General features: G+C 64.2%; 18 protein-coding genes. 10 read left to right on the top strand and 8 right to left on the bottom strand.

All coding sequences use genetic code 11. The features are described from left to right. Positions 1-46: 46 nt before the first annotated feature. Genes A3E1_RS0137930 through A3E1_RS0137915 form a run of 4 tightly spaced genes read left to right on the top strand, consistent with a single transcriptional unit; the run spans position 47 to position 3,871 of the window. Complete coding sequence (locus tag A3E1_RS0137930; RefSeq protein WP_083929801.1) at positions 47-448, top strand: peptidase inhibitor family I36 protein; 402 nt, start codon at positions 47-49, stop codon at positions 446-448. A 28-nt stretch (positions 449-476) separates the two neighbouring features. Further along, the gene (locus tag A3E1_RS0137925) at positions 477-884 is read left to right on the top strand and encodes a peptidase inhibitor family I36 protein (protein WP_020526061.1); all 408 of its coding nucleotides are present in this window, start codon (positions 477-479) and stop codon (positions 882-884) included. Between the two features lie 57 nt (positions 885-941). After that, on the top strand, positions 942-1,613 hold the full coding sequence (locus A3E1_RS0137920; protein ID WP_020526060.1) for an ABC transporter ATP-binding protein: 672 nt from the start codon (positions 942-944) through the stop codon (positions 1,611-1,613). Next, positions 1,610-3,871: an FtsX-like permease family protein gene (locus A3E1_RS0137915; RefSeq protein ID WP_020526059.1), complete on the top strand. Its 2,262-nt coding sequence runs from the start codon at positions 1,610-1,612 to the stop codon at positions 3,869-3,871. Before A3E1_RS0137920 ends, A3E1_RS0137915 begins: the two co-directional genes overlap by 4 nt. 62 nt (positions 3,872-3,933) lie before the next feature. Here A3E1_RS0137915 and A3E1_RS44200 read toward each other — a convergent pair whose 3' ends face one another. The 5 genes from A3E1_RS44200 to A3E1_RS44195 form a co-directional block, all read right to left on the bottom strand. Next, entirely contained in the window at positions 3,934-10,314 is a 6,381-nt protein-coding gene (locus A3E1_RS44200; RefSeq protein ID WP_020526058.1) for an RHS repeat domain-containing protein, read from the bottom strand. Between the two features lie 196 nt (positions 10,315-10,510). Continuing rightward, a complete protein-coding gene (locus A3E1_RS0137905; RefSeq protein WP_083929799.1) occupies positions 10,511-13,951 on the bottom strand; it encodes a LamG domain-containing protein in 3,441 nt (1,146 codons plus the stop codon). A gap of 232 nt (positions 13,952-14,183) precedes the next feature. Then, positions 14,184-15,104: an EamA family transporter RarD gene (rarD, locus tag A3E1_RS0137895; protein WP_020526055.1), complete on the bottom strand. Its 921-nt coding sequence runs from the start codon at positions 15,102-15,104 to the stop codon at positions 14,184-14,186. Between the two features lie 23 nt (positions 15,105-15,127). Continuing rightward, a complete protein-coding gene (locus A3E1_RS0137890) occupies positions 15,128-15,499 on the bottom strand; it encodes a phage holin family protein (RefSeq protein ID WP_020526054.1) in 372 nt (123 codons plus the stop codon). 34 nt (positions 15,500-15,533) lie between these two features. Beyond that, positions 15,534-17,366: a hypothetical protein gene (locus A3E1_RS44195; protein ID WP_020526053.1), complete on the bottom strand. Its 1,833-nt coding sequence runs from the start codon at positions 17,364-17,366 to the stop codon at positions 15,534-15,536. Between the two features lie 71 nt (positions 17,367-17,437). On the opposite strand from A3E1_RS44195, the gene eccB reads away from it, so the two are divergent. From eccB to A3E1_RS0137870, 3 genes are all read left to right on the top strand, one after another. After that, entirely contained in the window at positions 17,438-18,787 is a 1,350-nt protein-coding gene (gene eccB, locus A3E1_RS0137880; protein ID WP_020526052.1) for a type VII secretion protein EccB, read from the top strand. 104 nt (positions 18,788-18,891) lie between these two features. Beyond that, a complete protein-coding gene (locus A3E1_RS0137875; protein ID WP_020526051.1) occupies positions 18,892-19,203 on the top strand; it encodes a WXG100 family type VII secretion target in 312 nt (103 codons plus the stop codon). 21 nt (positions 19,204-19,224) lie between these two features. Next, a complete protein-coding gene (locus A3E1_RS0137870) occupies positions 19,225-19,524 on the top strand; it encodes a WXG100 family type VII secretion target (RefSeq protein WP_020526050.1) in 300 nt (99 codons plus the stop codon). Positions 19,525-19,612: 88 nt separating this feature from the next. Here the strand turns inward: A3E1_RS0137870 and mycP are convergent, their stop codons facing one another. Then, a complete protein-coding gene (gene mycP, locus A3E1_RS0137865; RefSeq protein ID WP_083929797.1) occupies positions 19,613-20,803 on the bottom strand; it encodes a type VII secretion-associated serine protease mycosin in 1,191 nt (396 codons plus the stop codon). A gap of 105 nt (positions 20,804-20,908) precedes the next feature. Here mycP and A3E1_RS0137860 point away from each other — a divergent pair, with 105 nt between their 5' ends. Then, on the top strand, positions 20,909-22,621 hold the full coding sequence (locus A3E1_RS0137860; RefSeq protein WP_020526048.1) for an SseB family protein: 1,713 nt from the start codon (positions 20,909-20,911) through the stop codon (positions 22,619-22,621). Beyond that, on the top strand, positions 22,618-22,983 hold the full coding sequence (locus tag A3E1_RS0137855) for a hypothetical protein (protein ID WP_026209241.1): 366 nt from the start codon (positions 22,618-22,620) through the stop codon (positions 22,981-22,983). The genes A3E1_RS0137860 and A3E1_RS0137855 overlap by 4 nt, the downstream gene beginning before the upstream one ends. On the opposite strand, the gene A3E1_RS0137850 is transcribed toward A3E1_RS0137855, so the two are convergent. Both A3E1_RS0137850 and nhaA read right to left on the bottom strand, forming a co-directional pair. Continuing rightward, positions 22,980-23,906: an alpha/beta fold hydrolase gene (locus tag A3E1_RS0137850; protein ID WP_026209240.1), complete on the bottom strand. Its 927-nt coding sequence runs from the start codon at positions 23,904-23,906 to the stop codon at positions 22,980-22,982. The two genes, A3E1_RS0137855 and A3E1_RS0137850, sit on opposite strands and share 4 nt — an antisense overlap. Positions 23,907-23,915: 9 nt before the next feature. Further along, on the bottom strand, positions 23,916-25,112 hold the full coding sequence (gene nhaA, locus A3E1_RS0137845) for a Na+/H+ antiporter NhaA (protein ID WP_020526045.1): 1,197 nt from the start codon (positions 25,110-25,112) through the stop codon (positions 23,916-23,918). A gap of 34 nt (positions 25,113-25,146) precedes the next feature. Here nhaA and A3E1_RS45535 point away from each other — a divergent pair, with 34 nt between their 5' ends. Further along, entirely contained in the window at positions 25,147-26,205 is a 1,059-nt protein-coding gene (locus A3E1_RS45535; protein ID WP_020526044.1) for a C45 family autoproteolytic acyltransferase/hydolase, read from the top strand. Positions 26,206-26,234: the final 29 nt, after the last annotated feature.

Here is a 26,234-nt window from a genome sequence, read left to right as displayed (position 1 = left end):
GACCGAAGCTCTTGACATTCCGAAAGACCAAACCGAAAGGACTGGAATGTCAAGACTTCGCCTTGTTATTGCTGCCGCAGTGCTGGGATTGGCTCCGCTCGCCGTGGCGAGCCCTGCCTACGCGGCCGACACCGATGGCGTGTGCCCGATGGACAACATCTGCTTCTGGGAAAGCGTCGACTACACCGAGGACAGGTACACCTGGTACGACAACAACTCCTCACAGCAGAACTACGAAATCGGCGGATGGAACGGCGACAACGAGTTCAGTTCGCTGAAGAACGCCACGAACAAGTGGGCCGTGCTGTACGCGAATGACGGTTACAGCGGCGGCACCGTCTGCATCAAGCCTTACGGCTCCAGCTACAGCCTCGGTGCCCAGTACGGCTTCAACGACCAGGCTGAAAGCTTCCGCCTGTACGCCAGCAAGCCAAGCTTCTGCCCCTAAATTCCGACGAGACGCCAAAGGATTGACGATGAACACGAATTCGAAGAAGTTCCGTCTGGCAGTGCTCCTCGCCGGAATGGGCGCCGTGCTCCTGCCAGGTGTTCCCGCTTATGCGGCCGGTGACTGTGCGGACAACCGCGTTTGCATGTGGGAGGACTCCGGCTACAGCGGCGACCGTTGGGTCAACTACGCCGACGGGAGCCTGTCCAACAACCGGATGGACATCGACGGCTGGAACGGCGACAACGAGATCAGCTCGGTCAAGAACGAGACCGGAAAATGGGTCGTGGTCTGGGAAAACGATGACTGGACCAACCGGCTGTTCTGCCTGGGGCCCGAGGCGGATGTCTCAGACATCAGCGCGACCTTCGGCTGGGGAGCCAACGACGACGCGGAAAGCTTTAGCCTCCATTCTTCCAAGCCATCAGTTTGCTAGCCGAAGCTGGCGCGGGCATCAGCCCGCGCCAGCTAACTTCGCTGAAAGGAGCCGATGATGACCGCAAGCGTCCTAAGTGGAATCGGCCTTGCCGTGACCTTTGGCGAGACACCCGCTCTACGTGGGGTGGATGTCGATATTTCGCAAGGGGAACTCGTTGCGGTCACGGGACCGTCCGGTTGCGGAAAGTCCACTTTGCTTCATGTGCTCGCGGGGATCATCCGGCCGGACACGGGCAACGCCCAGATCGCCGGCACTGAGCTGACCAGCCTGTCAGACGCTGGCCGCAGCCGTCTGCGACTGAAGTCCTGTGGGTTCGTGTTTCAGTTCGGAGACCTGGTGCCAGAACTGACCCTGCGCGAGAACGTCGAGCTGCCGCTAAGGCTCCAGGGAGTCCGGGCAAAGGAAGCCCGGTCCCGCGCGGCTAGCCTGCTCGATGAGTTTGACATCACCAAGCATGCGGGGCGCCGTCCGAGCGAGGTTTCTGGCGGGCAGGCGCAGCGGGCCGCTGTGGCGCGAGCGCTCGTCCACGATCCGGCCATCATCTTCGCTGACGAGCCCACCGGGGCCTTGGACACGGCGGCTGGATCCGCTGTGCTAGCCGCCTTTACAGACGCGGTTCGCCGGCGTGGCGCGACCGTCATACTCGTCACTCACGCCGAAGAGGTTGCGGCACAAGCGGATCGTGTCGTCGCCATGCGCGACGGCCGGATTAGCGGTGCGCGATGAAACGGCTGACACCCTGGCTGTGGCTCGGCTTGCGCATGACGCTCGGGGCTGGGCGAGCGGCTATCGTCCGGTCGCTGCTGCTGGCGGCAGCCGCCGCTGTCGGCTGCACCCTGATGCTCGGTGCCCTCGCCGTTCCCGGAGTGGTTGAGGCACAAGAGCTCAGGCAGGCTTTGCGGCACCCGGTGGTGTCAGACGAACCTCCGGCACCGGGAGTGCGAAGCCTGCGGGGCATGGAGATCTATGACGCGATCGGCGACCGGCCACTATTGCGGGTCGTCCTTGCCGGGACGGATCCCGCCTTCCCGCTCCCACCTGGCGTCGCCCGGCTGCCCGGGCCCGGGGAAGTCATCGTGTCGCCGGAACTGGCCGCCAAGATCGCGTCGGATCCCTTGGTAAAGAAGAGGTTTACCCAATCCATCGTCGGCCACGTCGAGCCCAGCGGACTGGTGGCACCGGACGAACTGGTCGCCTACGTTGGCGCCACAGATAGCGACCTGCCCCAGGGCGCCTACATCTCTGGCTTCGGCACCGACGCGAGCCGTGCCGCTGGCGGTCAGCTGGGTGCGGCACTGGGCCGTTCACCTATCGAGCAACTGCTCACGCCCGGCGTCGTCGTGACATTCGCCTTCGCGTTGTTCATGCTGGCGCCCCTGGGAGTCATGCTGGGTATCTGCTCACGCCTGGCGGCGCGTGTCCGCGATCAACGGCTTGCCTCGCTGCGGCTATTGGGCGCGACTCGCCAGCAGGCGCAGCTCGCCAACGCGGTCGAGATTGGACTCGTTACCGCCGTCGGCACCGTTATCGGGTACCCCCTATTTGAAGGTTTGGCGGCAGGCTCGCAGGGCTGGTCTATCGGCAGATTTCAGTGGTACGCCGCGGATCTGCACATCTCGCTATCGGCAGCGATCGCGATTGGCGTAGCACTCGTCGTTTTCGCGGTCCTGGTGAGTTCGCTGGGAATCGCGTCCTCCGTCACCCACCCGTTGCATTTGCGGCGCAACGGTGCCGCGAAGGCGGTCGGCTGGTGGCGGCTCCCCCTGTTCGGGGTGACAGCTCTGATGCTCGCGGCCGCCGCTCTAGCTCCGCAGCCGGTGGGCTTCCTGCATCTGGTGCTCTTCGCCGCGGGTGTGGTCGGCGGGGCGGCGCTGCTGCCCGTGGTCCTGCCGGTGCTGCTGCGTCTACTGGCCGTTCCGTTGGCCCGGATGTCGCGGGCACCCTTATGGATAACGCTTGTGGCGCAGCGAATCCGGCACTCACCTGGGGTGGCGCCACGCCTCGTGGCCACGCTTGTCGTGTCGTTCTTTGTCGCCGGGGCGGGAATGCTTGCCGCCTCCGGCTATGTACTGGGAAATGACCCCAGCCGTGACGCGGAAACCATTGCGCGCTACGAGCTTGACGGAGCTCCTGCCAGCTTTATCGCGACCCTGCGCGCACAACCCGGCGTGATGTCCGTTGGTTCGTATGAACGTCACCTCGGCCACGATGGCGACGAGATAGTGAATGTCCTCTTTGGAGACTGCGCCAACTTGAACGCCTTGTTCACGAGCGTCGAAGGTTGCGTTGACGGAACGCTGATGCGCGTTCAGGGAACGGCGGTGCCGGCGGGGACAGTGCTGACTGTCACCGACCTGAACACGGGTCAGCCCCGGCCGGATATCACCGTCCCGAGCACGGAAGTGGTTTTGGGAGCTCCGCGATACAACGAGACCGCCGATATCGTCGTCGCGATTCCAGCGGTGGACGCCACTGTGGTGTTCCAAGCACGTCCCGTTGGCAGTGAGACCTTGTTCGCCGCGATCAGTGGTGCTGGACCGGCGTCACGCATCACCGGGCCACGGCACATCAACGAGGGCTTCGATACCGGCGCGGTGCTGACGCTCGTTGCCGCCGGGTTGCTGGTGGCCATCGGCATGGGGATGTCGGGGTTCACCGTGGCGGCGATCGACCGCTCAGTGGAGTCGCGCCGGCATAACGCGAGCCTTCTGGTGATAGGAGCGCCCCGCCGGCTGCTGATCGCGGCCGAAGCCGCGCAGTCGCTCGCTTCGCTCCTCATTGGACTGTTGCTTGCCGCCGGGCTCTTGGTGCTGACCGCTTGGAGCTGGACTTCCCTTACCGGAGCCAACTTCCGCGATCTGCTCGCCCCAGCGATGCCTTCCATCGTCGCGGCGGGCGCGGGAGTTCTGTGGTGTACCCCGGTGGTGGCGATCGCCGCGGTGATGTCCTCCCGGTTGAGGCCTGATCTTCTACGCCGGGACTGAGAACGTGCCGCCCTTGCCCGATGCGGCGGGCAAGGGCGGCACTGCTTATGGGCGCCTACCTATCAGCTGCATAGGTTGGCCGTTGTCGCTTCGTTGACGCACCCCGTCCTTTCGCCGTTGGTCCACGTCATGTTCCGCTGTGGCGAAAGTCGCGTGGAGTTGTAGACCGCGGTGGCCATTTCGCCTGTGGTTCCAGGCCAGGTCACCTTGTTCTGGGCGAGGGTCGAGATGGTGCCGTCCGGGTGGTATTGGTACGCCTCAAAGTCGGGGTAGTTGTCCCCCTTCAGTTGCAGCGTCACACCACGCGAATCGAACTTGATGCTGATAGTTCCGTCGACCGAGCAGCAAGGCAGCACACTGTTGAGACCGGTGTATTTCGCGAATAGCTCGTTCTCGCCGGTGCCCATGCTGATGGTCTCCAGGTAGTTTGACCCACCTTGGTTCACCGGATCCTGATCGGGGCAGGCCCCGATGAGGTTGACGCAGCTACCGGTCGAGGTGAAGCTGACTTCACCGGTTTCGGTGTCCCAGACGACAGCCACGCGGTACTTCGTGTGGACATCGCTGGTGAACCCTCGGCCGTCACCTTCGAGCATCCCGCCGGCGGCGGTGTGGTCGGAGATGAAGAACCGGAACATGATGACGCCTTGCCCCGGGGCGATGGCATTGGTCTTGTAGACCTTCCGCGCGTCGAACTCCGAAGTGTCCTCGAAGAACTCCATGCGGAGCATGCCCCGGTGTTTGGCCCCGAGTGCGAGCGCTGCCGCCCGTGCCCGTGCTGCCGCGGCTTCGTCCGCGCACCTTTCCGCCATCCTGAAGGAGCCGGGGTTGGCGCACGGGTTAGAGGAGCCGCCACCGCCGCCGCCACCATCATCGTGACGCTTGCCCGTGGGGTCGGTCATCGTGATCGGGCTGTTGTTGCTGTACGCGTACCCGTTCATCTGTTGTGGATCGTTGTAGTCGATGACCGGGTCCACGCTGATGAACCTTCCGCCAGCCGGATCGTAGGCGCGGGCACCGATGTAGGTCAGTCCGGTCGCGTCCTTCTCGCCGCCCACGAATCCCTTTGTGGTTGGCCACGAACCCGCTGGTGTGCCACGGGTTCCGCCGAAGGGCTTCTCCCGCCGCTGGGTCACGGCCTGGTTGCCGGCCGCCACCGTGAGCGATTGCGTGTTGTGGTGATCGCTGATCATCCAGTTGATGCCAGCCGCCGTGCGCACCGCACACACGCCGAGCCCGTCGTTGTAGTAGCGGGTCGCCGCGAGCCCGCCCGACGTCGTGTAACGGAGGTCGGTCTGGGGCAGGAACAGCGTCTTGCCAGTGCCATCACGGGCGATCAGGCGAGTGCCCTCCGCGTCGTAAAGGTACTCGTGCGTGACACTGCCATCCTCCACAGTGGACAGCTTGTCCTCGGCGTCCCAGCCAAGGATCTGGCTGCTGGCTTCGGTGGTGCAGTTGTTGCTGGTCGCGGTCGCGTTCGGACGGCACACCATGTTGCCGTTGGCGTCGTACGCGTACTGCTTCGTGCCAGCCCCGGTTCCGGTCGTGGTTACCGTTGTCGCGGCGTGTGGCCGGTCAACACCCGTGCCCGGGTTGGGGTAGGTGCTGGTGGCGACGGTGTTGCCACCGGCGGCGTGGTCGGTCTGCGTGATCCGGTTGCCCAGCTTGTTTATGACCCAGCTCTGGTAGTAAGGCGCGGGGCCGCCGAGGGCGTTGGCGTCTGCCGCCTGGTCACAGTTGCCCGACGAAGGAGTCCACGCCGCTACGAGGCGACGCAGATGATCCTGCGTGAAGCACTGGACGTCAGCGGTGCCGCCCGCCGGGGTGTCAGCGATCTTCTTGATGTTGTTGGTGGCGTCGAAGGTGTAGTGAACATCAGCCAGGGTCTGTGGTGCGATCTGGCGGATAGCGGTGTCCTGGATCAGATTGCGCGTGCTGTCCTCAAAGATCCGCGAGCGCTGAATCCAGTTGCCGGCTGTCATCTGGTACTGCACGAAGGAGACCTCACCATAGGCGGTGTAGTCCGTGTTCGTGACGTATTGCCCAGCGCCCGGCCAGTTGGTCTGAACCTGCTTGGCGCGGCCAGTGACACTGTCGTAGGTGTAAGTCACGGTCTCGCCGCCCAGGCCACCCGCGTTCGGGTAGGTGACAGTCGCCGGGCTACCGTCCACTTTGTACGTACGCGTGAACGTGTAGGTGCCCGCCAGACCTGCTTCCTGGGTCGGGATGATGTAGTCCTCACCGGTCGACTTGTAGAGCGGGGTGTAGCCGCGGATGCGGGTCTTGTACTCGACATCACGGTTCGTGCCGGTCCAGCGGCTGTAAGAGGCGACGTGCCCCTTGGCGCCCGTGGGGTCGTAGGCCCACGTGGCCCGCTTGTTCGTGGCGGAGATGGCGTCGTCGTAGACCGCGACCTTGCGGCCAAGGTCGTCGTACTCGAACATCAGCTTCTCGCCGCGAGCGTCGATGGTCTCCTTGACATCGCCGGTGGGGTAGAAGGTCTTGGTGTTCAAGCCCTTGTCCGGGTCGTCGATGGTTTCCGCGCGGCCCTGAACGTCGAAGGTGTACTTCCACACGTTGTTAGCCGAGTCAGTAACCTTCTCCAGCTGCCCCTTCCGGTTGTAGGTGTAGACCGTCTCGTCGAACGGGCCTGCCGTTGAGCCGCCCGAGTGCTGGCGCAGCGCGACCGTGTTGCCACGGGCATCGCTGATCGTGGTTGTCGGAGAACCGCCCGCTGGCGGGTTGGTGTAGATGCGGTCGCCACCAAAGCTGATGGTGGTGCGCCACTTCTCTTGACCCGACACCTTGAAAACGGTTGCCACAGCGCGGCCGGCCCGGTCGTACTCGGTGACGCTCTGCGACTTGTTTTCCCAGTCGAGGATGCCGCGCAAGGTGGTGCTTGGCGAGACATTCGCGTCGTAGTAGTAGTTGTTGACAATCTTCTTGCGCCCTGCGGCGTCGTAGATGTTCTCGGTGAACACGGTTCCTGTTGTCGCGGCAGGAGATTGCGTCTGCCGTTCGCGCAGGAGGCCGTCGTAAAGCGCGACGGACTCGACGTAATTGCCGCTGGCGTTGAGCTTCTTTGTCGTGACAGCGTTGACGCCACCCGCGTTCCGGATGGTGTAGATGTGCTCAATGCTGGGCGACGCCGGGTTGCTCGCGATCGGGCGGTTGGGCAGCCAGACCTTTACCAAGCGGCCGAGTGCGTCATAAACCATGTCGGTCCGCTTGTTGTTGACGTCCACCTTCCCCGTCGGCTTGCCCCAGGCGGGCTCGAGCTCGTCGACAAAGAACCAGCCCTTGTGGTTAGTGGTCGTCACCTTGGTGACGGGGCCGCCGGTCGTGGGCGTGAATTCGATTGTCTGGACGTTGTTGCGGATGTCCCAGCTCTTGATCTCACGACCGTAGACGTCTTGCTCGTACCGGCTGGCGACCATGAACTGCGTGCCACCACCGGGCGTCCAGGATTCCAGCTTCTCCACCATGGTGGCGATGCCCTTGGTGGGCGCGGCACCGTAGGCCTGGTTGTCGTAGCTGGTGCGTACGTCGTCGATGACGTCGTCCTTAGACAGCACCGCGCCGCCGCACTTAACCGCGAACTTCTGCACCCGGCTGATCGAGGCGAGAATGTTGGCGCCAACGTTGCGGTTGTAGGTGTTGTCGACACACGTCTCGTCACCTGAGGCGTCCGTGACACCGTCGGGGCTAACGAGACCCCAGTCGGTGACGGTGTCTTCCATGCCGTAGGAGTCGAAGACGGTCGTCGTCTTCGTAGTGCGCCAGGTTCCATCCTCAAGCTTCACCGAGGAGTACGTCGCCTGCGTTCCTTCGTGCGCCGCGGTCACCGTTGTCGTGCCCATGTTGCGGCTGGCGGTGGCGGCCGAAACCCAAGGCACGTAAACGGTCTTGGACACCGGAGCGGTGAGCGCGCCGTTGTAGACCGTCTCTTCCCGCTTCGAACCGGCGACAGCGTCCAGGTCCTTGACGACCTCGTTACCCAGGCTGGCGTTGACAGTGATGTCCTTGAGCCCGCCAGCCGGCGTGTCCTTGCTGCCGTGCATACCCCGCAGATACTTAGTCTCCGACAGGGTTTCCTGGCCGGCCGCGCCGATGCGGGTGAGCACCGTGTCGTAGCCACGGAACACCGACCACGTGCGGAACTTGTCCTTCGACATGCCGTCGTCGTCGGCGAAACGCCACGCTGGCGTGCCCGGGTACTCGTACTTCGTCACCTTGTCCGTGCCGCCGCCCGTGAGGTCGGCTTCGTAGACCTCGGTCACCAGATACTTGTGGTAGTACTCAGTTTTGGTGACGTCGTCTTCCTCGAAGAGCACCGGGTAACACCGCAAGGTGTTGGCGTGCGGCGCTGATGGCATGTTCGACCCCGGGACACATTGCTTGTCGGAGTAGCGAACGCTAATCTTGCCACCGGTTTCGGTCCAGATGGTGCTCATCCGGTGCCAGTTCATCGTGGGCTTAGTGCCGTTGTAGGTGTCGACCCGGTTCTCCAGCGCCACCCAGTCAAAGTTGACCTCTGGCATCACGATCGGTGTGCCCACGTGACCGGTCCGCTTGATGGACTCAAGCCAAAGACCCTTGGGTGTACCAGATCCCGTCGGCGGGAAATCGTGCGTGAACTCCCATGAGTCCACATTGGAGTAGCTGCCAGCCTTCACCACCTGGGTGGTGATCTTCTTCAGCCGCACCGTGGAGAAGAAGACCGGCGTGTACTTACCGTCACACGAAGTGCCGGTGCACTCCTGGTCCCAAGGCGTGTCGGGCCAGTTCACCGCGTCGTGTGTGCCGCAAGACGTGGTGAGGCAACGGTCGCCGGTCTCGAACAGCACCTGCATCGGAGCCTTGGCGCTGGTGTAGACCGTGTCGGTGCCAGAGCGCTTGTCGGTGCCGTAGGCGATCCGGGAGATGACGCTGTCGCGGTCGTAGACGGTGTCATCCGCGGCCACGATGTTCTTGGCGTACTTGTTGGTGTGCTTGTTGTACCAGAACGACACCGTGTTTCCGTTCGGGTCAACGATGTAGTCCAGGTTCCACCGCCAAGCCTGGTTACAGAAGCTGTCCTTGAACGCGGTCTGCCGGCAGCGCTCGCCGGTGTTGTTGCCAGCCACGGGAACCAGAAGCGCTGAGTTGGTTTCCGTGTTGGCGGGTGCGGTTCCGGTGTAGCCAGGAAGCCGGTTGAGCCCGAAGAAGTACTGCACACCGTCCGGTGTGGTGACCTTCCAGTACTCGTTGTTCCAGGCCCCGTTGACCGTGCCCTCAAGGCGTTCCACCTTGGCGCCGGTGTCGCTCTTGACTTTCCATACCCCGGTCGTGGCGTCCTTGACGAGTTCGCCACCGATGCCGTTGAGGGAGAGCACCGCGTTGTCGGTGCCCCAGCAGAGGTCACCGGTCTTGACGGTGTTGTTAGCGGTGCCGCCCATGTCCTCGGCACAGCTCTTGTAACGGCGCTCGATCGAGCCCGGGTTGTAGTCAAAGCCTTGCCCGACAAAGGAAGGCTGGTTGTTCGTGGCGAGGGTGCGCCCGTCCACGGCCGAGGAGGAATAGCCCAGCGTTAGTTCTGGGGCTGGCCCGGCCAGGGTCGGTGGAAGCGTAATCGGGTAGCTCCAAGAGAAGTCACCCGAAGAACCGCCTGCCGTCCACGAAGACGACGCCTGCAAAGCGGTGGCACCGAAGTCTCCGGTGTCACCTGAGGGGCCTGCGGCCAGCGCCACCATCATCGCGCCACCGGCAGCCGCGCCTGATAGCGAGAAGCTATCCGCGGCCTTGGTGCCGGCGAGGCTCAGGTCAACGCTCACCTTGTTTTGTGTGCGGTCCTTCGCCGATTCGATTGGCGTGGCCTGGCATCCGGCAACTTCAGGAGTTGTCAGGGCACATTCCGGAAGGGCCCAGTATTGGAGCCGTCCCGACCAGTCACCGCCGAACGCGCTGGCGAAGCCGGAGTAGTCCATCGACATCTCGAAGTCGGAGTTGGCCTTCGCACCATCTGTTCGGGACAGTTGCACGACCACGCCGTTTTGCCACGCGGCGGGAAGCTTCGCCCGGTCCAGAATGGCGACCCGCACCGACGCCCCTGAATCCTTGGCCGAAGCGGCTGGTTCGATCCAAAGTGGTGCCTGGCCGGCCTTTTGCTTTCCGGTCGCCTTGGATAGGTCAATGTCAGCCACCGAGGGAGCGGGCCACGCGGCAGGGGCGAGCTTGTCCCGCTTGGAACCCTGCGAGAGATCCAGGGGCCTGACCTTGCCTTGCACCTTGAACGTGTTGGCCGACGTGGTCGGTGCGGCCGAAAGGGTAGTCACCGTTGGCACTGCCGCGATCGGTGTGAGCACCGACGCGATGAGTGCTAAAGGCAACCCCCTTCGCAGCCACTGTGGAAGCCGCTTTTTGATCGCGAAGCGATCAGGGCGGCGTTTTTCGTCGCTGGACATGTCATCCGCTTTCTGTTTGAGGAGTTAGGCACTGCGGACGCATCACCAAAGCGCTGCCCCCGCATATGTGGTGCACAGATCGTGGCCAACAGACGCATAGACAAAGCACAGCAAACGCATACAAAACGCATATTGATCGGCGTACAAAGAAAGGCGCCCTCTCGGGGGAGAGGGCGCCTTGAGCGGACTGTCGTGATTAGAGAACGCTGTTGTACAAGTTCTTCGCCTCGCGATCGTTCATCGCACCAGCGAACATCTTCAGCACATCCACGTCACCGGCGAAATAGGTGGTTCCGCCGTCACTGCCGAGCACCAATGGGTGCGCCGCGTACTGGCCGATGGCCCCGGTTGCCTTCGTCGTCTGAAGCACGCCATTGACGTAGAGGCGGACTTCCTTGGTGCCGTAGTCGAAGACCCCGGTGACGTGGACCCAGGCGCCCGTCGTGGCCGCGATATTCGACGTCGCGGTCTTCCAGGTCGACGTGCCATCGCCGTTGTCGTTGGCGATGCTGAAGGCCCACTTTCCATCCGGCTGAAGCATGAGCTTGGTCGCGGAGGAGACCGTGCCTGCTTGCCTCAAGACCGTGGTGGCCGCGGCCGGAATGACCGTTGGGCGGATCCAGGCCGAGATCGTGTGCGAGTTGTCTGTGCGCAGGACCGGCCCGCTCGTGGAAGCGATGCTGTCCGCCACACCGGTGAGCGAGAGCGCTGTGTCGCCGTCGTAGCCCGGGTCAGTGAAGCTGGCGTTGGCGCCAGGCGTCATGTGGCGAGACCAGTAGGAGCCGTCGAGGGCGTCGTAGTCGGCGAAGTTCCATGTGCCGACCTCGGTCGGCTGCAGGATGCCGGGGACAGCCTGGGTGCCCGCGGCCACGTCGGCGTCGGTGCCCTGAAGGTCGTCCTTCACGATGACCCGGTTCCACACCCGCACGTCGGCGATGTGGCCCTTGAACATGTCAGCCGCGCCAGCGTGGTACGACCGGCCGATCGTGAAGTTGCCTGTCGCGTTCCATGGCGTGGTGCCGCTGTCGGCTTCGTGGACGAGCTGACCGTCGAGGAACAGGCGCAGCTTCTTCTCCGCCGGGTCGTAGCTTCCAGCGACGTGCACCCACTTACGGGTGTCGGCGGCGGTAAAGAGGTTGGGAGCGTAGGCGAACCGGGTGGGGCTTGCGGTCGACGAGGTGTCCTTCAAGCCGAAGGCCCATCGGGGACCGTAGGGAGCTCCGCTGTGCATGAGACCGAGGTAGAAGCCGCCCGAGTCCGTGCCATCCTTGCCGGCGAAACTTGAATTCACCGTTGGTACGACAGACGGCCGCACCCAAGCCGCGACGGTGAACGCCTGCGATGTGTCCAACGTGGACAGTGGAGCGTTCATGGCCGCCGGAATGTTAGTCGGCGTTTCTCCCACGATGTCGAGGCCCAGCGAGTTCGATCCGATGTAGCGCACGTCTGGGCTCCACGTCAGATCGCCACGGCCAGACTCGACTGTCAGCGCGGGGCCGGTGATCGGGTCGTAGTTGGGCGCGTTGATTTGGTCCAACGGCCAGTGCGCGATAGGTGCCGACGGTGCGCCAACAAGGAACTGGTAGCTCTTGATCGGCCCAGCGATGAGCGACGGCTCGCGGGACATGACGTAAAGGGTGTTGTTGCCAAAGCGCGGCGGGGTCAGCTTGAGCGTGTGCGACGCGCCAGGCGAAACCGTGACCACATTGGACGGTGGGCTGCTCCAGCCCCAGACATAACTGGTGATGTCAGTGCCAGCGGTGCCACCGTTGGTGAAGGTGAAGTCGGCGGCGACGCCCGGTCCGCCGTGAGCGACGCCATCAGCGGGGTAGACGAGTGACGAGACGCCCGGCGCCGGTGGTGGGCCGGTGTTCACGGTGAATCCGCACCAGCTTGAGGTTCCGGTGTTGGGGGAGTTCGCGTCCCGGGTGAGCAGGCGCCACTGGAACGACTTGCCTTCCGCCGAAGCTGGCAAGGTCAGCGTCACTTCACCATAGTTGTTGGCGGGCTTGGAGGGGCCGGTGATGCTGTTGACCGCGCCGGACGGAAGCTCTTGCCACTCAAAGGTCGCCGTGAGCGTGTCACTGCCGTCAGCGTCGATGTACTGCCCCTTAAGAAGGGGAGACAGCGTCGCGATGGACGAGCCACACGCGGCTGCTGAGGTGGTGAGGTTCGTCGGCGTACCAGGGTGGGTGTTATAGGTCGTCACGAGCTTGGCGCTGGCGTGGAAGAACTTCATCCACTGGTAGGTGCCGGTTTCGCCACTGCCACCAGAGGAAGAACACATGCAAAGCCCGATGGTGTACGCAGCGTTGCTGGCGTTGGCATTGGAGGCCACGTCGTTGCGCGTCGTCACGTTGTTACCGAAGATCAGGTTGTCATCGCCCTGGTCTGAGCCACAAGAACCGGTCTCGTTCGAGTCACCAAAAGCCGATCCCAGCAACAGGCTCAGCGCGGGAGACCACGTGACCCGTGATCCTGCCCCAGCCGTTTGGTCGGCCGTGCGGTAGGCGTAGGCGGTGTTGCCAGCGCATGCACCGTTGTGGTCGAGCGTGATGTACATGTAGGCCGACAGGACCTGCTTGCCGTAGAGAGCGCCGACCGGGAACGTGAAGAACGAGCGGAAGACGACCGATCCTTCGGGGTCATCACCGACGCGAGCGACATCTCCAGGCGTCCGGTTGGTGTTGTTGTTCGTGGCATATACCCACGTGGACTTCCATGTCTCCCATGGCGGGTCGATGTAGATCGGCAGGGTGCCCGTCTTGAGCAAGTCCTTGTCCGCCAAGACGTAAAGGTCGCTGCCCTCGGCCTTCACCTGGACAGGCCGCACATGCGCGAGTTCACTGGGCTCAACGGCAGTCGACTTCGGCGCCTTCTTGGCGTCGATAGTCACGCCGGCCAGAAGCTCACCGGCAAGCGCCACATCCGTCGCGGAGTCCCACATTTCCGAGGCGTGTGAACCGACTGGCAGCGCTTTGCCAGTGGTGTCAACGAGTTCCAGGCTGCCGTCGGCGGCGTTGCGAGCCGACAGTTCCCCAGACACGCGGTAGTGCACCTTAGCGACGGCCGGATTCGCTGCCGCCTCAGCGGTTTTCACCACGAGCACGTGAGTGAATCCGCCGCGCGTGGCACGCACCACCAGGTCTGCGCCTGGGAGCACCTCGGCATAGGTGGCGGAGTCGCCCTCGACCTTTGGCGCCGGAAGTGCGCCCAGCGGCCATGAGAGTTCAAATCGCTTACCGTCCACAATGGACACGGCAAACGGAGTGTCTCCACCATTGGAGAAGCTGACCTCGTGGCCGGTCGTCTCCGGGTGCAGCCGCCCGTCCTTGCCCCGCTTGAGTTTGGTGTCGATCTGCATCCAGCCACCGTCCTTGCGCACCCGCTGCGGTGTGGCATAGGACTCCAGCGTCTGCGTGCCATCCGGGTTGGCGAAAACCTGGGTCAGTTCCGTGGTCGCGGACTGCACCTCGACGCGGGTCTTGCACGTCGCGGCCAGCCTGAGAGCCTGGTATTCGTCTTGTGCCGCAGGGCTACATGCTGGCGCCGCCGAGACCGGGGCGCCAGCGACCGTTATGAAGAAGGAACCTATTAAGGCCGCTGTCGCGGCGAAAGCAATTCTGCTTCGTCTCATGTGGCGAGGATTTCGCCCTCCGGCATAGATTCGCCTCCGGCCGCGCACACGAGGCGCACAACGAAATTCAGCACAGTCGTCGGCGCTTGTACCGCCAAGTCCACGCCAGGCAGAACCTGCGGCTGGGCCGCGGTGTCACCCGCCATCGTGGACTTCGGTAAGGGCGCAGGCCATCACAATTCACAACTCGTCCCCCCACTGGAAGGTTCGAGCGTCGCCTCGACAGGCACATTTAGCGCACGGAAGCCGCACTCGTGACGGCAAGAGCGAGCCGGGACGAGCGCCGGGCGTTGGCGATCGCGTCCCAGCTAAAGACGATCAGGGCGAGCCAGACCAAGCAGAACCCGGCAAGCCGGACCGGCGGCATCGGCTCGTGGAAAACGAACACCCCGATGATTAGCTGGATTGTCGGCCCCACGTATTGCAGCATGCCGATCGCCGTCATGGGTATGCGGTTTGCCGCACCGGCGAAGAGCAACAGCGGCACGGCCGTGATGGCACCAGCGGCCATGAGCAGCAAGGTGTGACCGGTGCTCACCTCACCGAAGGTGGTTTTGCCTGCCGTCGTGAGGAACCCGAGGGTGATCGCGGCGGGCAGGGCCAAAGCGGCTGACTCAAGCAACAGCCCATCGGCGGGNGGCAAGCCGAGCCGCTTCTTGCTAAAGCCGTAGAGCCCAAACGTAATCGCCAAGATCAGGGCGATCCACGGTGGACGTCCATAATCGACAGTCAGCACGATGACCGCGACGGTGCCCAGACCCACCGCGGCCCACTGCACGGGACGCAGACGCTCAGCGAAGAAGATGACGCCGAGCACGATGACGACCAGTGGATTGATGAAATAGCCCAGCGCTGTCTCGACGATCTGGCCGATGTTGACGGCGTAGATGTAGGTCGCCCAGTTCACGCCAATGAGCACGGCGGCCACACTGATCCCCGCGAGTCGCGCGGGCTGACCGGTTAACTGCTTGATGTTGCGCCAGCGCCGCATGAATGTCAGCACGACAACCATGAAGGCCAGAGACCAAAGAATCCGGTGAGCCAAGATCTCCAAGGCCGACGACGGAATCAGCAATTTGAAGTACGCGGGGAAGAAGCCCCACAGCACGTAGGCGCCGAATCCGAACAGATAGCCAAGGCGAAGCTGACTCACCGGAGCAACAGTACGGTCCTTACTTAGTCTTTGACGAACCAGTTCAGCACGGTGCTCACGACACCGATGATCAGCGCGCCAAGGATCGCGTCAGGCCAGAAGCTAGCGACCTTGAAGCCGAGCTCCAGTTGCTGAGCGATCCAGCTGCTGAGCATCAGCAGGGCGCCGTTCACGACGAGCGCGATCAGGCCGAGCGTGAAGAGATAAAACCCACATCCGACGGTCTTGATGATGGGACGCAGGATGGCGTTAACGAGGCCGATGAGAATCGCGACCACGACGAAGGTGCCGATTTTGCCGAGAGTCGATTCAGCCGTCACCGTGATGCCGGGGAGCAGAAGCGTCGTTACCCAAACGGCGGCGACACTTGCGGCCAAACGGAGGAGGATGCCCATGGTGAGGCATCGTGCCACACCACCGCTTGGGTTACTACCGCACGCGGTTCAGTGAACCGATCAGCTGCTGTTCGTAAGGCGTCTGTGACAGCGCGGCCCACCGTACCGAGCGGCGGTGAATGACGCCGATCATGCCGGGCTGCGCCCGGGCCAGCCACGACTCCTGATCGCGGCTAAGCCCCAGCACAGACACGGCGACCGCGGCTTCCGCCGGGTGCAGTGGCTGCAACAGGGCGAGATCGGCCCGCCCGAGCACGTCAACGTCCACAGGGGACAGATCGTCGCGCAGAACCAGCGTGCTGTGCCACGGTGTGCCCTGCGAACGGTCGGCGGCGACCGGGCCCGCGTCGACGATGGTGAGCAACGGATGCAGCGGGTGCCCCGGTGGAACTGTCACCGGACCGGGTGCCATCACCGTCAGTGGGGCGCCAGCGCCCAGGCCACGGCTAAAGGCCTCCCACGCCCACGGGCGGGTCGTTTGCACCAGGATGTGAGCACCCAAGGCCATCGCGCGAACGGCGACCGTCTGAGCGATCGGCACGCCTCCAATCACGACAATGCGGGTCGCCTCAGGACGGAAAATCTTGAACGTCAGTGGCTCCTGGTGACGGTTCACGCCGATCATCAGACCGCTGCCACCGTAGGGGCTGGTCAAGGACATGACGGCACCGGTGCGGCGAGCTGGCCCGAAGTAACTCTCGGGCGGCAGCCCAGGCGGCGTAGGACCGGCCAGCGGCAAGGTGGCGAGCAAACCGTCCATCTGCTCTCCCTCCAAGCGCCGGGCCTGGGCCTGATCGGAAGCCAGGACCTGCTTTAGGGCCGTCGCGGCGGATGCCAGGCTCGCCTGGTCTGGTGTCGCGAGGCGGATCGCCAGCTGAGCCGGAACCTCCTGGCCTTCCTGACCGGGCCACGGGCCGGCGGTCAGCGAGACCGTCGTCGTGGTCGCGGGCAACCGCAGCAGACGGGGCAGCAAAGCGTGGGCCGGGTCGGGGTGTGGCTGCGGGAAACGCTCGGCGACGTGCACGCTGTGCAGTAGCCCGCCCAGGTGCAGCGCGGCCCAGCCCTCTTGGGCGACATGCGTTCCGTCGTGGCCGGCGAATTCGGTCAGCACCCGGAGCGCGGCGACCTCGCCGAGCGCGCGGTGCGGCACGTCACCAAGCTTGGCGCGCACCTTGCGGACCGCTCCGCTGAGCGCACGGGCCAGGTCTTCCTCAGGCCAGCCCTCGGCCCGCTGCACGCGCACGGCCACCACGGCCCGCTCAGAGGCGAGCAGCCGCCCACCCGTGAGCTGACGGTAGGACGCGGCGACCGGGGCGATGCTGGTGGCCGCCACCGAGTGCAGCAGGAGCTGGATGCGCACCGGCGGAGTGTCCGCGGCGGGGGCAGGCAGCAGGGAAGCCGGAGAAGGCAACGGGTGCCAGGCGCGGGAGGGGATGACGCCCGCCTCACCGAGCTCAAGCAACGCGACCAAACCTTCGCCATCGGCGATCAAAGCGGCGGAGGTGCCCTCAATGTCCACTGTGGACACACGGCTGCCGGGATGCGCCAGTGCGAGCAGAGCCATCGCGTCGGTGCCCGCTTCAATGCGCCGCTCGCGAGAGCGATAACGCAGCCAGACACTGAACCACTCGGACAGCCACCGTCCACGCATCCTGCCCCAGCCGAGGATCACCAGACCGGCCGCGATCGGCACCACCGCGGCCAAGGCCGCCACGTGGAATTTCGCTGCCAAGGCGATGCCGAGGACAGCGACCTGCACGATCACGATCTGGCCAGCGCTCAGCCCGAAAACCCGCTTCGGTTTTCTCGGATAGAACATGCCTGATACGGCGGTGTCAGGGGATGGGCTCACCGTTTCCACTGTCATCGCGATAACCTCCCCCCTGAACGTGTGCAGAGCACATGTTAGGGCAAACGACAACAACCGGGGAGGTGCGTATGCCTTCGAGGCGGGATGAGCTGCACTCTTATCAATTCATGGTGCAGCGTGTGGTTTCCGCGCTGGTGCAGCGGGAGACCGATCCAGCACAGTCTCCGTTCCGGCGAGCGGCCGGCGCCACGATGGCAAGCGTGCTCATCGCTGTGATTGTCGCGGCGGGCTTCGGCATTTACGGAGTGTTCACCAAGAGCGGCGACAGATCGTGGAAGACCGACGGCGCTGTGATCATCGAAAAGGGCACGGGCGCGGTCTATGTCTGGCGGGACAACCGGCTGCACCCCGCGTTGAACTTGGCCTCCGCCTACTTGGCCTCGACGTCGGGCAAGCCAACGAAATTCGAGGTGTCATCGAAGTCGCTAGCTGACGTCCCGCGTGGCCAAACGATTGGCATTCCGCTGTTGCCGGCCTCCCTGCCTGCCGCGAAGGACATGGTCGGACTGCCCTGGACGGTGTGTTCGCTCGCCCTGCCAACTGGCGCCGCCTCAGCGGTCCTGGTCGGCCAGCGGCCACCCGGCCGCCTTGTCGCGGGCGACGAAGCATTCGTGCTCGAGTCGGCGTCCAAGCAAACCAGTGGCACACAGACCTACTTGCTGTGGCGCGGCCGAGCCTACGAACTCGTGGATGGATCGGCCGACGTGATGAAGGCCGGAATCCGGCCCACCATCGTTTCGCAGGCATTCCTCGTCGGCGTGACCCGGGGCGATGTGGTCCGCAAACTCAGCGTTCCTGGTGCGAACCAGCAGTTCTCCGGCAACAAGTCCTGGAACGTGGGCGAGGTGCTCAAGGTAACGGGTGGCCCTGAGCTGCGCTACATCTTGGTCCGGCAGGACGGGCTGTTCTGGGTCAGTGAATTCCAGGCCTACCTGCTGGGGTCCAAGCAACACGAAGTGACCGTGAGCGGCCTGTCAGCCTTCAAAATCGGGGACACGTTGCTGCCCAAGCCAACCGGGCCCAACGACCCGCCGCTGAACACGCCGAAGTTGACGCCCTATGGGGGCAGCTTGTGCTCAGTGGTCACCGATGACCTGGGCAACGCCGAGCTTTTCGCTGACGTGCAGGTCGATGTCGCTAGCCGTCCGCAGACCGCCTCGCGCAGCACGACCGGCGCGACGTACGCCGATTTCGTTCTGGTGCCTGGTGGCAAGGGCGCGATCGTCTCTTCTGGACAGACAGTTAGCCTCATCACAGAAAACGGTGTCCGTTATGCGGCAACCGTTCCTGGCGTCCTTGAGCGATTTGGTTACGAAGGTGCCAAACGCGTCCGGCTGCCCTCGTCGATGGTGTCGCTAATCCCTGAAGGCCCAGGCCTTGACCCGCAACGCGCATCGGTCGGGGTCAACCCGGCGTAGGTAAAGTTATCCACAAGCTGGCGGTGCCGGGGTGGCGACATTTGTCTTATACAGCTACCGTCAGCGCGAAAGCGAAGTATCCAGGGAGTGGGGTGACCTAGGACATGGCGACTGCGGCACAAGCGGCGTTGATGGAGACGTCAGCGTCAAAGTTTGAGCAGGTCGAAGGCGATCTTAAGAAACTGCTGAACGACTTGATGAACCAGCTTGAAGGGCTCCGTGGAGCTTGGGCTGGCCAGTCGGCGCGCTCGTTCGACAACGTCAAGGAAGCGTTCACGCAGCAGCAGAACAAGCTGTCGAGCGCATTGCTCGAGACAGCGAGTGGCGTTCGTTCCAGCGGCAAGAACTACACCGCGTCCGACCAGGAAACGGCGGGCTCGATGAACAACATCAACATTCCAAATCTGCCGCTGTAACGGGGATAAGGGGAGGTAGTCATGGGTGTTCCTGACGAAGACAGCATTATTGTCGATGAGTTCAAGCTGCGTGACGCGGCGACGGACATCGAAAACGCCATCAAGGCGATGGACAAGGCGCTTGACGACGCTAACGACACGGCCCGGCCTTTGGTCGACTCGTGGACTGGTGCGGCGAAAGACGCTTATGAGGCCCGGCAGGCGAAGTGGACGCAGGCTGCTGGCGACATCACCGTGATGCTCCGCGACATTAAGAACGCAGTGATTGACACCGCCGACCGGTTCAAGCAGACCGAAGACGGCAACGTCGCGATGTTCTAGGAAATCCCTTTCCTTAAAGCGGACGCCAGGCGCCTACCAAGTGCGCCTGGCGTCCGCTTTGGACTATAGCCGGTTTCAGCCATAGGACCTATCGGCCCGCTGGGCGCCATCTGCGCCGCGATCCGGCCGGCAGCGCGATCATCAGAGCGACCGCGATGAGGGCGGCTAGTGCCCCGATTCCAGCGATCCACCACGCGCGATACCTGGACTGTGCTGCCTGTTCCTGAGCGGCGAGGGTCTTCGGGTCGAGGCTCGGCCCCGGAAGTGCTTTGCCCTCAACGGGAGTCTGGCCGTCAATAGGCTCGGTCAGCGCCCGCAGCGGGTTGACGATGCCCACACCCCAGCCGTCGCTGTTGCGGCCGCCGGGAGCCGGATCCGCCGTCGCCATCAGCCGTTTGATCACCTGGCCGGCCGAAAGCTTGGGATAGCGCGAATAGATGAGCGCCGCGGTGGCCGCCACCAGTGGGGCAGCGAAACTCGTTCCACGATCAAGGGCGTGACCGCCGCCCGGCCGCGGCACGATAACGTCAACGCCCGGTGCGGCGATGTCCACGTAGCTGCCCATGCCGGATTCTTCGAGGCGCTGCCCGTCCTTGTCGACGGCGGCGACACCCACCACACCAGGCCATTTGGCTGGCGAGGGGACCGGGTTGCCCTTCTTGTAGTTGTTGCCCGCGGCCGCGATGACGACGATATCGGCGGCGATCGCTTCTTCAATCGACTTCTTGAAGTTGGGCAGCTTCTCGTCAGGCTCGGTGTAGGCGAGTGACAAGTTGATAACTTTCGCTTGGTTGGCGATGGCCCAGCGGACGGCCGCGGCCATCTCCTCCTCGGTCGGCGATGGCGCGGAGTCGTTCCCCGGCACCTTCTCGCTCACCCGGGCTGCCAAAATTTGCGCTTGCGGGGCGAGTCCGCGGAAAGTGGCCCCGCTGTTCGGTGGCGTCCCTACAATGAGACCCGCTACGGCCGTGCCGTGACCGACACAGTCCTCAGCCCCCGGAGATGATCTTAGATAGTCTTGGAAACCAACAATCTTTCCGTTGAGTTGCGGATGTTTGGTATCGACACCGGAGTCGATCACGGCGACTTTCACGCCTGCACCGGTGGCAGGCAGCTTGCTGTAGTCCCACAGCAACTGCGGCCACGGAGTGTCAGATATTGGCGCTGCCGGGGGCAGTGCCCGGTCGCAGACAGCCACAGCCGGAGCGGCCGTGATGCCTACCAGGCCGCATGCGCTTACCACCGTGAGGGTGACAAACACGGAGAGGGGGGTACGCACTACGCCTCCAGAATCTCAGATAGCTCACGGTGGTGAGGATGCTACTTGAAGGCGCTTAACTAGTAGGTTGTACGCGACAGGAGCAGGGGCGGAGGTGTTAGCGCGGTGAACCGCGGGGCGGCATGGGAACCAGCAACGGATGGCGAGGTCGCGCTTTATGACGCCCTGGTCGCTGGAGACCAGGAGCGGTATTTTCGGGCACTGACCCGCATCGAGCTATTGCTACCTGTCTCAGCGGACGCTTTAGCCGGCCGCACGCCGCTCGGCTGGGCGACGTGGACTTCCAACGATCACACGCATCTGCTGGCGTTCACGTCAGAGCAGTCGATGCGCACTTGCCTGGCTGAGCACGCGGGAGCAGCCCGCCGGATGCCGCTAGGCGACCTCGCCTCGAATTGGCCTAACCACGATTGGTGGCTCGCGGTAAATCCGGGTCTGCCGATCGAGGGATATCTGCCTTCGTGGTTTGTCGTTCAGCTGGGGCGTGGTGACGCCCGCCTGCCACGTCAGGCGGCTGCCGCTAACTCGCCGCCACGCGACCGTCTAGAGCGCGTCAGAGCGCTCGAGAGGGCCAAAGCGGCCCGTTCTACCGAGCCGGTGAGGGTGGCCTCGACGGTCGGCCAGCGGGCTCTTCCCCCGCGGCCCGAGCCACAGCCACTCCCGTTGCCTCCGCCACCGCCGATTCCACCGGTCGCGCCTGCGGCACCACCGCCGCCACCGCTACCGCCGGCGTTTCCTGAGCCGTCGTTCGCGGAGGCCGCTTTCGCCGAGGCCTTTGCCGAGCCCGCTCCGGTGACGCAGCCCGCGCCAGCTCCGGTGGCGCAGCCATCGTCGGAGATGTCCAAGAACGGCAAGCCGCGCCACGGCGCCCCCGATCCTCATTTCGTGCCGGCCAACTCGGTGGAAGAACAGCTCTTCGAAGCGGCTGAGGCGGGCAACACAGACGCGTTCTTGTCGACCCTGCTGCTCGCGACGGTGCTGATTCCCAAGTCGTCTGGCACGACGAATGGTCAATGGCGGCCGCAGCCGATCGACGGTGAGCCGCACATCGTGTCCTACACCTCGACGCAGCACATCCCGACCGGGCTCGAAACGGTTTCGATCAAGTTCATCAAGCTGATCAGCTCGTGGCCTGATCCGTCGTGGTCATTCGCGGTGAACCCGGGCACTCCCGTTGGGGCGACCCTCCCGGGTGGACAGTTGCTCGCCCTGGCTAGCTGGGCGGCCGAGTTCGGCCTTGGCAGCGAAGAGGAAGAGGAAGAGCCAAAGGCGGCGGAAACCACGACAGCAACGCCGTCGGCCTCCAAATACCCCGCCCCCGGCAGAACGAGCCCTGAGCTGACCGTCCTGCAGAAGGCGATCGCACCCAGCCAGGTCGGTTACTACCTGGAGCGTGGCTACGACCGCGTGTCCGGGTTCGTGCACCGGGCGCACGAAGTCGGCCACCTGCGCGGTGCGGAACAGATGCGCCAGGCACTCGGCCTCGACTGGGCCGGCTCGCCATTCCTGGTGGGCGCCAACGAGATTTACCTGCTGCGCTGGTCGGCCTACCGGCCCAACCTCTACCGCATTCCCTACGGCGGGCAGACCGAAGCGGCGATGAAAGCCATGCAGGGCTGGGTCATCGAGCGCGCTCCGTTCCGCGGCAACGGCTTCGCCCCGGGTGAGAGCAAAGAGATCATCGCGGAGTTCAAAGTGGACAGTGCCCGCCTTCCGCACGGCACGAGGCTGCTCAAGGTCCGTGCTGACGGCACCGAGGAAATGGTGGCCATCCTGGACACCGATGGGCAGCGCTGGCTCAGGACGGACGGTCAGTGATGCGTGACTGTTTCGTGGCCCGCTATCAGGGCGTGGAATACGAAGCCAGCCCCGACGGCGACAACGTGCGGCTCTACCTGCCTGAGCCATCGGACGGGTTCGACGAGGTGCGCACGGGACGCTACGTCAAGGTGCTTCCTGTGTCCGAAGTAGAGGATCTGGCCTACTGCCGCACGACCTGCCTGTGGAAAGGCGAGCCGTTCATCGTGCTGGGCGAGCACGAGTCCTGGCTGCGCGTCGAATACACCGGCGGCAAGGCTCCGGTCGCGAAAGAACTCGGCCTCGATGAGTTTGACTTTGGCGTCTATCAGGGCTGGGCACCGCGCAGTGAAGTGACCGAGTTGCGGGAGATCCGGGTCTAACCCTTGGCCCAGCGGATGATTTCGCCGGTCACCAGGTCGGGGGTCTCCACGTGCGGGAAGTGGCCGATGCCGTCGAGCAGCCGCCACTCGTAGTCGGCGAGCACATAGCGCCCCGAACCCTGTGCCGTCGCGGGGATCATGACGGTGTCCAGTGAGCCCTGCAATTGGAGCGTCGGCGTGATCACCGGCTGCTTCATGGCGCGCACAAACCGGTACCCATGAAGTCTCATGGTTGATCTGAAAGCCCAGCGATAAGCCTCTAGCGCGCAGAAGGCGGCCTGTGGAATGCGCATGGCTTCACGGCATTTCGCGGCATATTCGGCATAGGCCGCAGTGGACTGAAACGCGGGCCCGGTCCACTCGTCCAGGAGGTCGCCGACCAGAGCCGCGTTGTCGCGGGTGAGCACATGCTCGAAGCGGGGCAGCTGGAATTTCAGCAGGGCAGCACCAGCCCGTCGCTGCGCGGCCTGGGTGATGAAGGCGGACCGCAAGCGCAATGGGTGTGCCGCGCCGAGAACGACCAGTCGCTGCACCATTTTCGGGTGCAAAGCGGCCGTCGCCCAGCCGATGAGGCCTCCCGCGCCGGCGCCAACAATGATCGCCCTGCGCTCGCCCAGGGCGCGAATGGCGCCCGTGACGTCGGCGGACAGAGTGAAGCCGTCGTAGCCACGCGGCGGCTTGTCCGAGGCGCCATATCCCCGTAGGTCCATCGCCACCGCGCGGAAACCCGCGTCCGCGAGCATGGGCAGCTGCTGATGCCATGCCCACCAGAACTCCGGAAAACCGTGCAAGAGAAGTACTAGTGGCCCGGTGCCCAGCTCAGCGACGTGAAACCGGCTGCCATTAGCGCTGATGAACCGATGGGACCATGGGCCCTCGATCATCACGCAGGAGTCTTCAGCAGCCTGCTGACGTGAAGTCATGTCAGCAGGCTAACTTGCGTGTGCCCGAGCGCGGCGGCGCAGGAGGGCCGCGGCGATAAGTGCCGCGGTCAGCGAGCCCAAAAGAACGGCGCCTTTGATGCCATCTTGTTGCTCGCTCCCCGGGAAGGCCAGTTCGGCGATGAGCAAGCTGACGGTGAATCCGCAGCCTGTCAGCACGGAGACCGCGAACAGATCCCGCCAGTCCAGGGCTTCGGGAACGGCGGCCAGGCGCGTGCGCACCGCGATGAACGCTCCGCCTAGGACACCGACGGTCTTGCCGACGACCAGGCCAAGCAGGACGCCGAGCGCTGCCCGGTCGGTGAACAGGGAGGCCAGTTTGTCGGCGCTGAACGGAATCCCGGCGGCGAAGAAGGCGAACAACGGGACGCAGATCCCGGCTGAGATCGGCTGAAGGGTGTGCTCAAGCTGCTCCGCGGGCGACTCCTGCTCACCTTTGTCCGGTTTGACCCGGGTGGCCAGTCCGATCGCGACTCCGGCGATGGTGGCGTGGATGCCGCTTTCGTGCACGAGCACCCACGTGGCCAGTCCCAGCAGAAGATAGATCCACCACGCGTTGACCCGGCGCTGCTGTAAGAAGAAGTAGAGCGCCACGACGGCGACCGCCCCAAGCAGGGGCAGGATCGCGAACTTGGTGCTGAACAGGATGGCGATCAGGACGATGGCGCCAAGATCGTCGACGATCGCGAGGGAGAGAAGGAACACCCGCAGGCTGGCGGGCAGCGAGCGGGCCGTAATGGCGAGCACGGCCAGCGCGAACGCGATGTCTGTGGCCACCGGCACCGGCCAGGCGTCCGCCGCACCCGGGGAACCCCAGGCGACCGCGAGGCAGACCAGTGCGGGAACGACCATGCCGCCGATCGCCCCGGCGATGGGCAAGGCTGCCTGCCGTGGCTGGCGGAGTTCCCCAACGACCAGTTCCCGCTTGAGTTCCAGGCCCGCGACGACGAAGAAGATGGCCAGCAGGCCGTCCTTGGCCCAGTTCGCCAGGGTGATTCCGGCGATCTTCGTGTCGGACAGCCGCATGTAGGTGTCAGCCAGCGGCGAATTCGCAATGATCAATGCAAGTGCCGTGGCACCCAAAAGGATCAAGCCGCCAATCTGTTCGGTCCGCAAGAACCGGATGACCGCACCGGACGTAGGCCGTCGCCGGCGCAGCTTGAGCCGCCTGGCCCGGTTATTGGTCATGACGGCATCCTAAGTGCGGGTAACCTTTGGCAGCATGAACTTCCCCCTCCCCGTAGTTGATGTCTCGGGCACGCCGCAAGAGATTGGCGCTCAATACGGTGCCCAGGCCGGGCAGCTCATCAGGGACAACGTCGCCGCCTATCTAGAGCGCTTCGCCCGGGCCAAGCAGCTCACCCCGGCCATGGTCAAAGAGCAGGGAGCGGTATTCAAGGCCACCTCCCGCGCCCACTGGCCGCGCCTAGCGGACACTCTTGACGCGATGGCCGAGGCCGCCGGAGTGGACGCGGATCTCATCTATGCCATCAATGCCCGGTCAGAGTTGCTCTACGGGAGCCCGACGTGTGGCACGCCGCAGGAGTGCACATCGATCGGTGATCTGCGCAACGGAAAGACCCTGCTCGCCCAGAACTGGGACTGGCACCCGGCGCAGCGGCCCTACACGCTGCTGCTCGTCACGCGAGACGAGAACGGGCACGAGATCGCCGCGCTTACCGAGGCCGGCATGCTTGCCAAGGCGGGGCTCAACAACAAGGGCGTGGGCGTCTGCGTCAACTTGCTCGGCAGCGCCAACGATGGCACGCCCGGTGGCGTTCCCTATCACGTGCTGCTGCGGTCCGTCTTGGAAGCTGACTCGCTCAGCTGGGCGACCCGCAACGCTTTCCGTTCCCCGCGCTCGGCTTCGATCAATCTCCTGATCGGACAGTCCCATCAGGACGGTGGGGAAATCATCGACCTCGAACTAGTACCAGGTGATGGGGGTTGGCTGCATCCTGAAGACGGGATTCTGGTGCACGCCAACCACTTCGAGTCCAGCGTGCCGGTCTACGACACCATCAAGGACTGGGGCGGCTCGTCGCTATTCCGCTCGGCGCGTGCGCGGCGGCTGTTGCTGGAAAAGAACGACATCCTGACCGCGCTGAAGGATCACCACAGCTTCCCGCTGGCGATCTGCCGGCACGTGGATCCGCGCGACGGCGAAGACATCTCCGAGACGATCTGGACCGTCCTGATGGATCTCGACGCGCTGACGATCCGCTTGATCCCCGGGCCGCCTTGCGAAGGCGGCGACGGAGCCGAGTTCTCCCTCCGCTAAACGAACGCGCGCCCACCGGAAATCCGGTG

Origin of the sequence: Catelliglobosispora koreensis DSM 44566 (assembly GCF_000379685.1) — a bacterium.
GTDB lineage: Bacteria > Actinomycetota > Actinomycetes > Mycobacteriales > Micromonosporaceae > Catelliglobosispora > Catelliglobosispora koreensis.
This window is presented reverse-complemented; position numbering and strand designations above follow the sequence as displayed.

What these genes read in the sequence shown, in the direction of transcription:
- A3E1_RS0137930 (WP_083929801.1), top strand. Translation starts at nt 47, where the DNA reads ATGTCAAGACTTCGCCTTGTTATTGCTGCCGCAGTGCTGGGATTGGCT.
- A3E1_RS0137925 (WP_020526061.1), top strand. Translation starts at nt 477, where the DNA reads ATGAACACGAATTCGAAGAAGTTCCGTCTGGCAGTGCTCCTCGCCGGA.
- A3E1_RS0137920 (WP_020526060.1), top strand. Translation starts at nt 942, where the DNA reads ATGACCGCAAGCGTCCTAAGTGGAATCGGCCTTGCCGTGACCTTTGGC.
- A3E1_RS0137915 (WP_020526059.1), top strand. Translation starts at nt 1,610, where the DNA reads ATGAAACGGCTGACACCCTGGCTGTGGCTCGGCTTGCGCATGACGCTC.
- A3E1_RS44200 (WP_020526058.1), bottom strand. Translation starts at nt 10,314, where the DNA reads ATGTCCAGCGACGAAAAACGCCGCCCTGATCGCTTCGCGATCAAAAAG.
- A3E1_RS0137905 (WP_083929799.1), bottom strand. Translation starts at nt 13,951, where the DNA reads ATGAGACGAAGCAGAATTGCTTTCGCCGCGACAGCGGCCTTAATAGGT.
- A3E1_RS0137890 (WP_020526054.1), bottom strand. Translation starts at nt 15,499, where the DNA reads ATGGGCATCCTCCTCCGTTTGGCCGCAAGTGTCGCCGCCGTTTGGGTA.
- A3E1_RS44195 (WP_020526053.1), bottom strand. Translation starts at nt 17,366, where the DNA reads ATGACAGTGGAAACGGTGAGCCCATCCCCTGACACCGCCGTATCAGGC.
- eccB (WP_020526052.1), top strand. Translation starts at nt 17,438, where the DNA reads ATGCCTTCGAGGCGGGATGAGCTGCACTCTTATCAATTCATGGTGCAG.
- A3E1_RS0137875 (WP_020526051.1), top strand. Translation starts at nt 18,892, where the DNA reads ATGGCGACTGCGGCACAAGCGGCGTTGATGGAGACGTCAGCGTCAAAG.
- A3E1_RS0137870 (WP_020526050.1), top strand. Translation starts at nt 19,225, where the DNA reads ATGGGTGTTCCTGACGAAGACAGCATTATTGTCGATGAGTTCAAGCTG.
- A3E1_RS0137850 (WP_026209240.1), bottom strand. Translation starts at nt 23,906, where the DNA reads ATGACTTCACGTCAGCAGGCTGCTGAAGACTCCTGCGTGATGATCGAG.
- nhaA (WP_020526045.1), bottom strand. Translation starts at nt 25,112, where the DNA reads ATGACCAATAACCGGGCCAGGCGGCTCAAGCTGCGCCGGCGACGGCCT.
- A3E1_RS45535 (WP_020526044.1), top strand. Translation starts at nt 25,147, where the DNA reads ATGAACTTCCCCCTCCCCGTAGTTGATGTCTCGGGCACGCCGCAAGAG.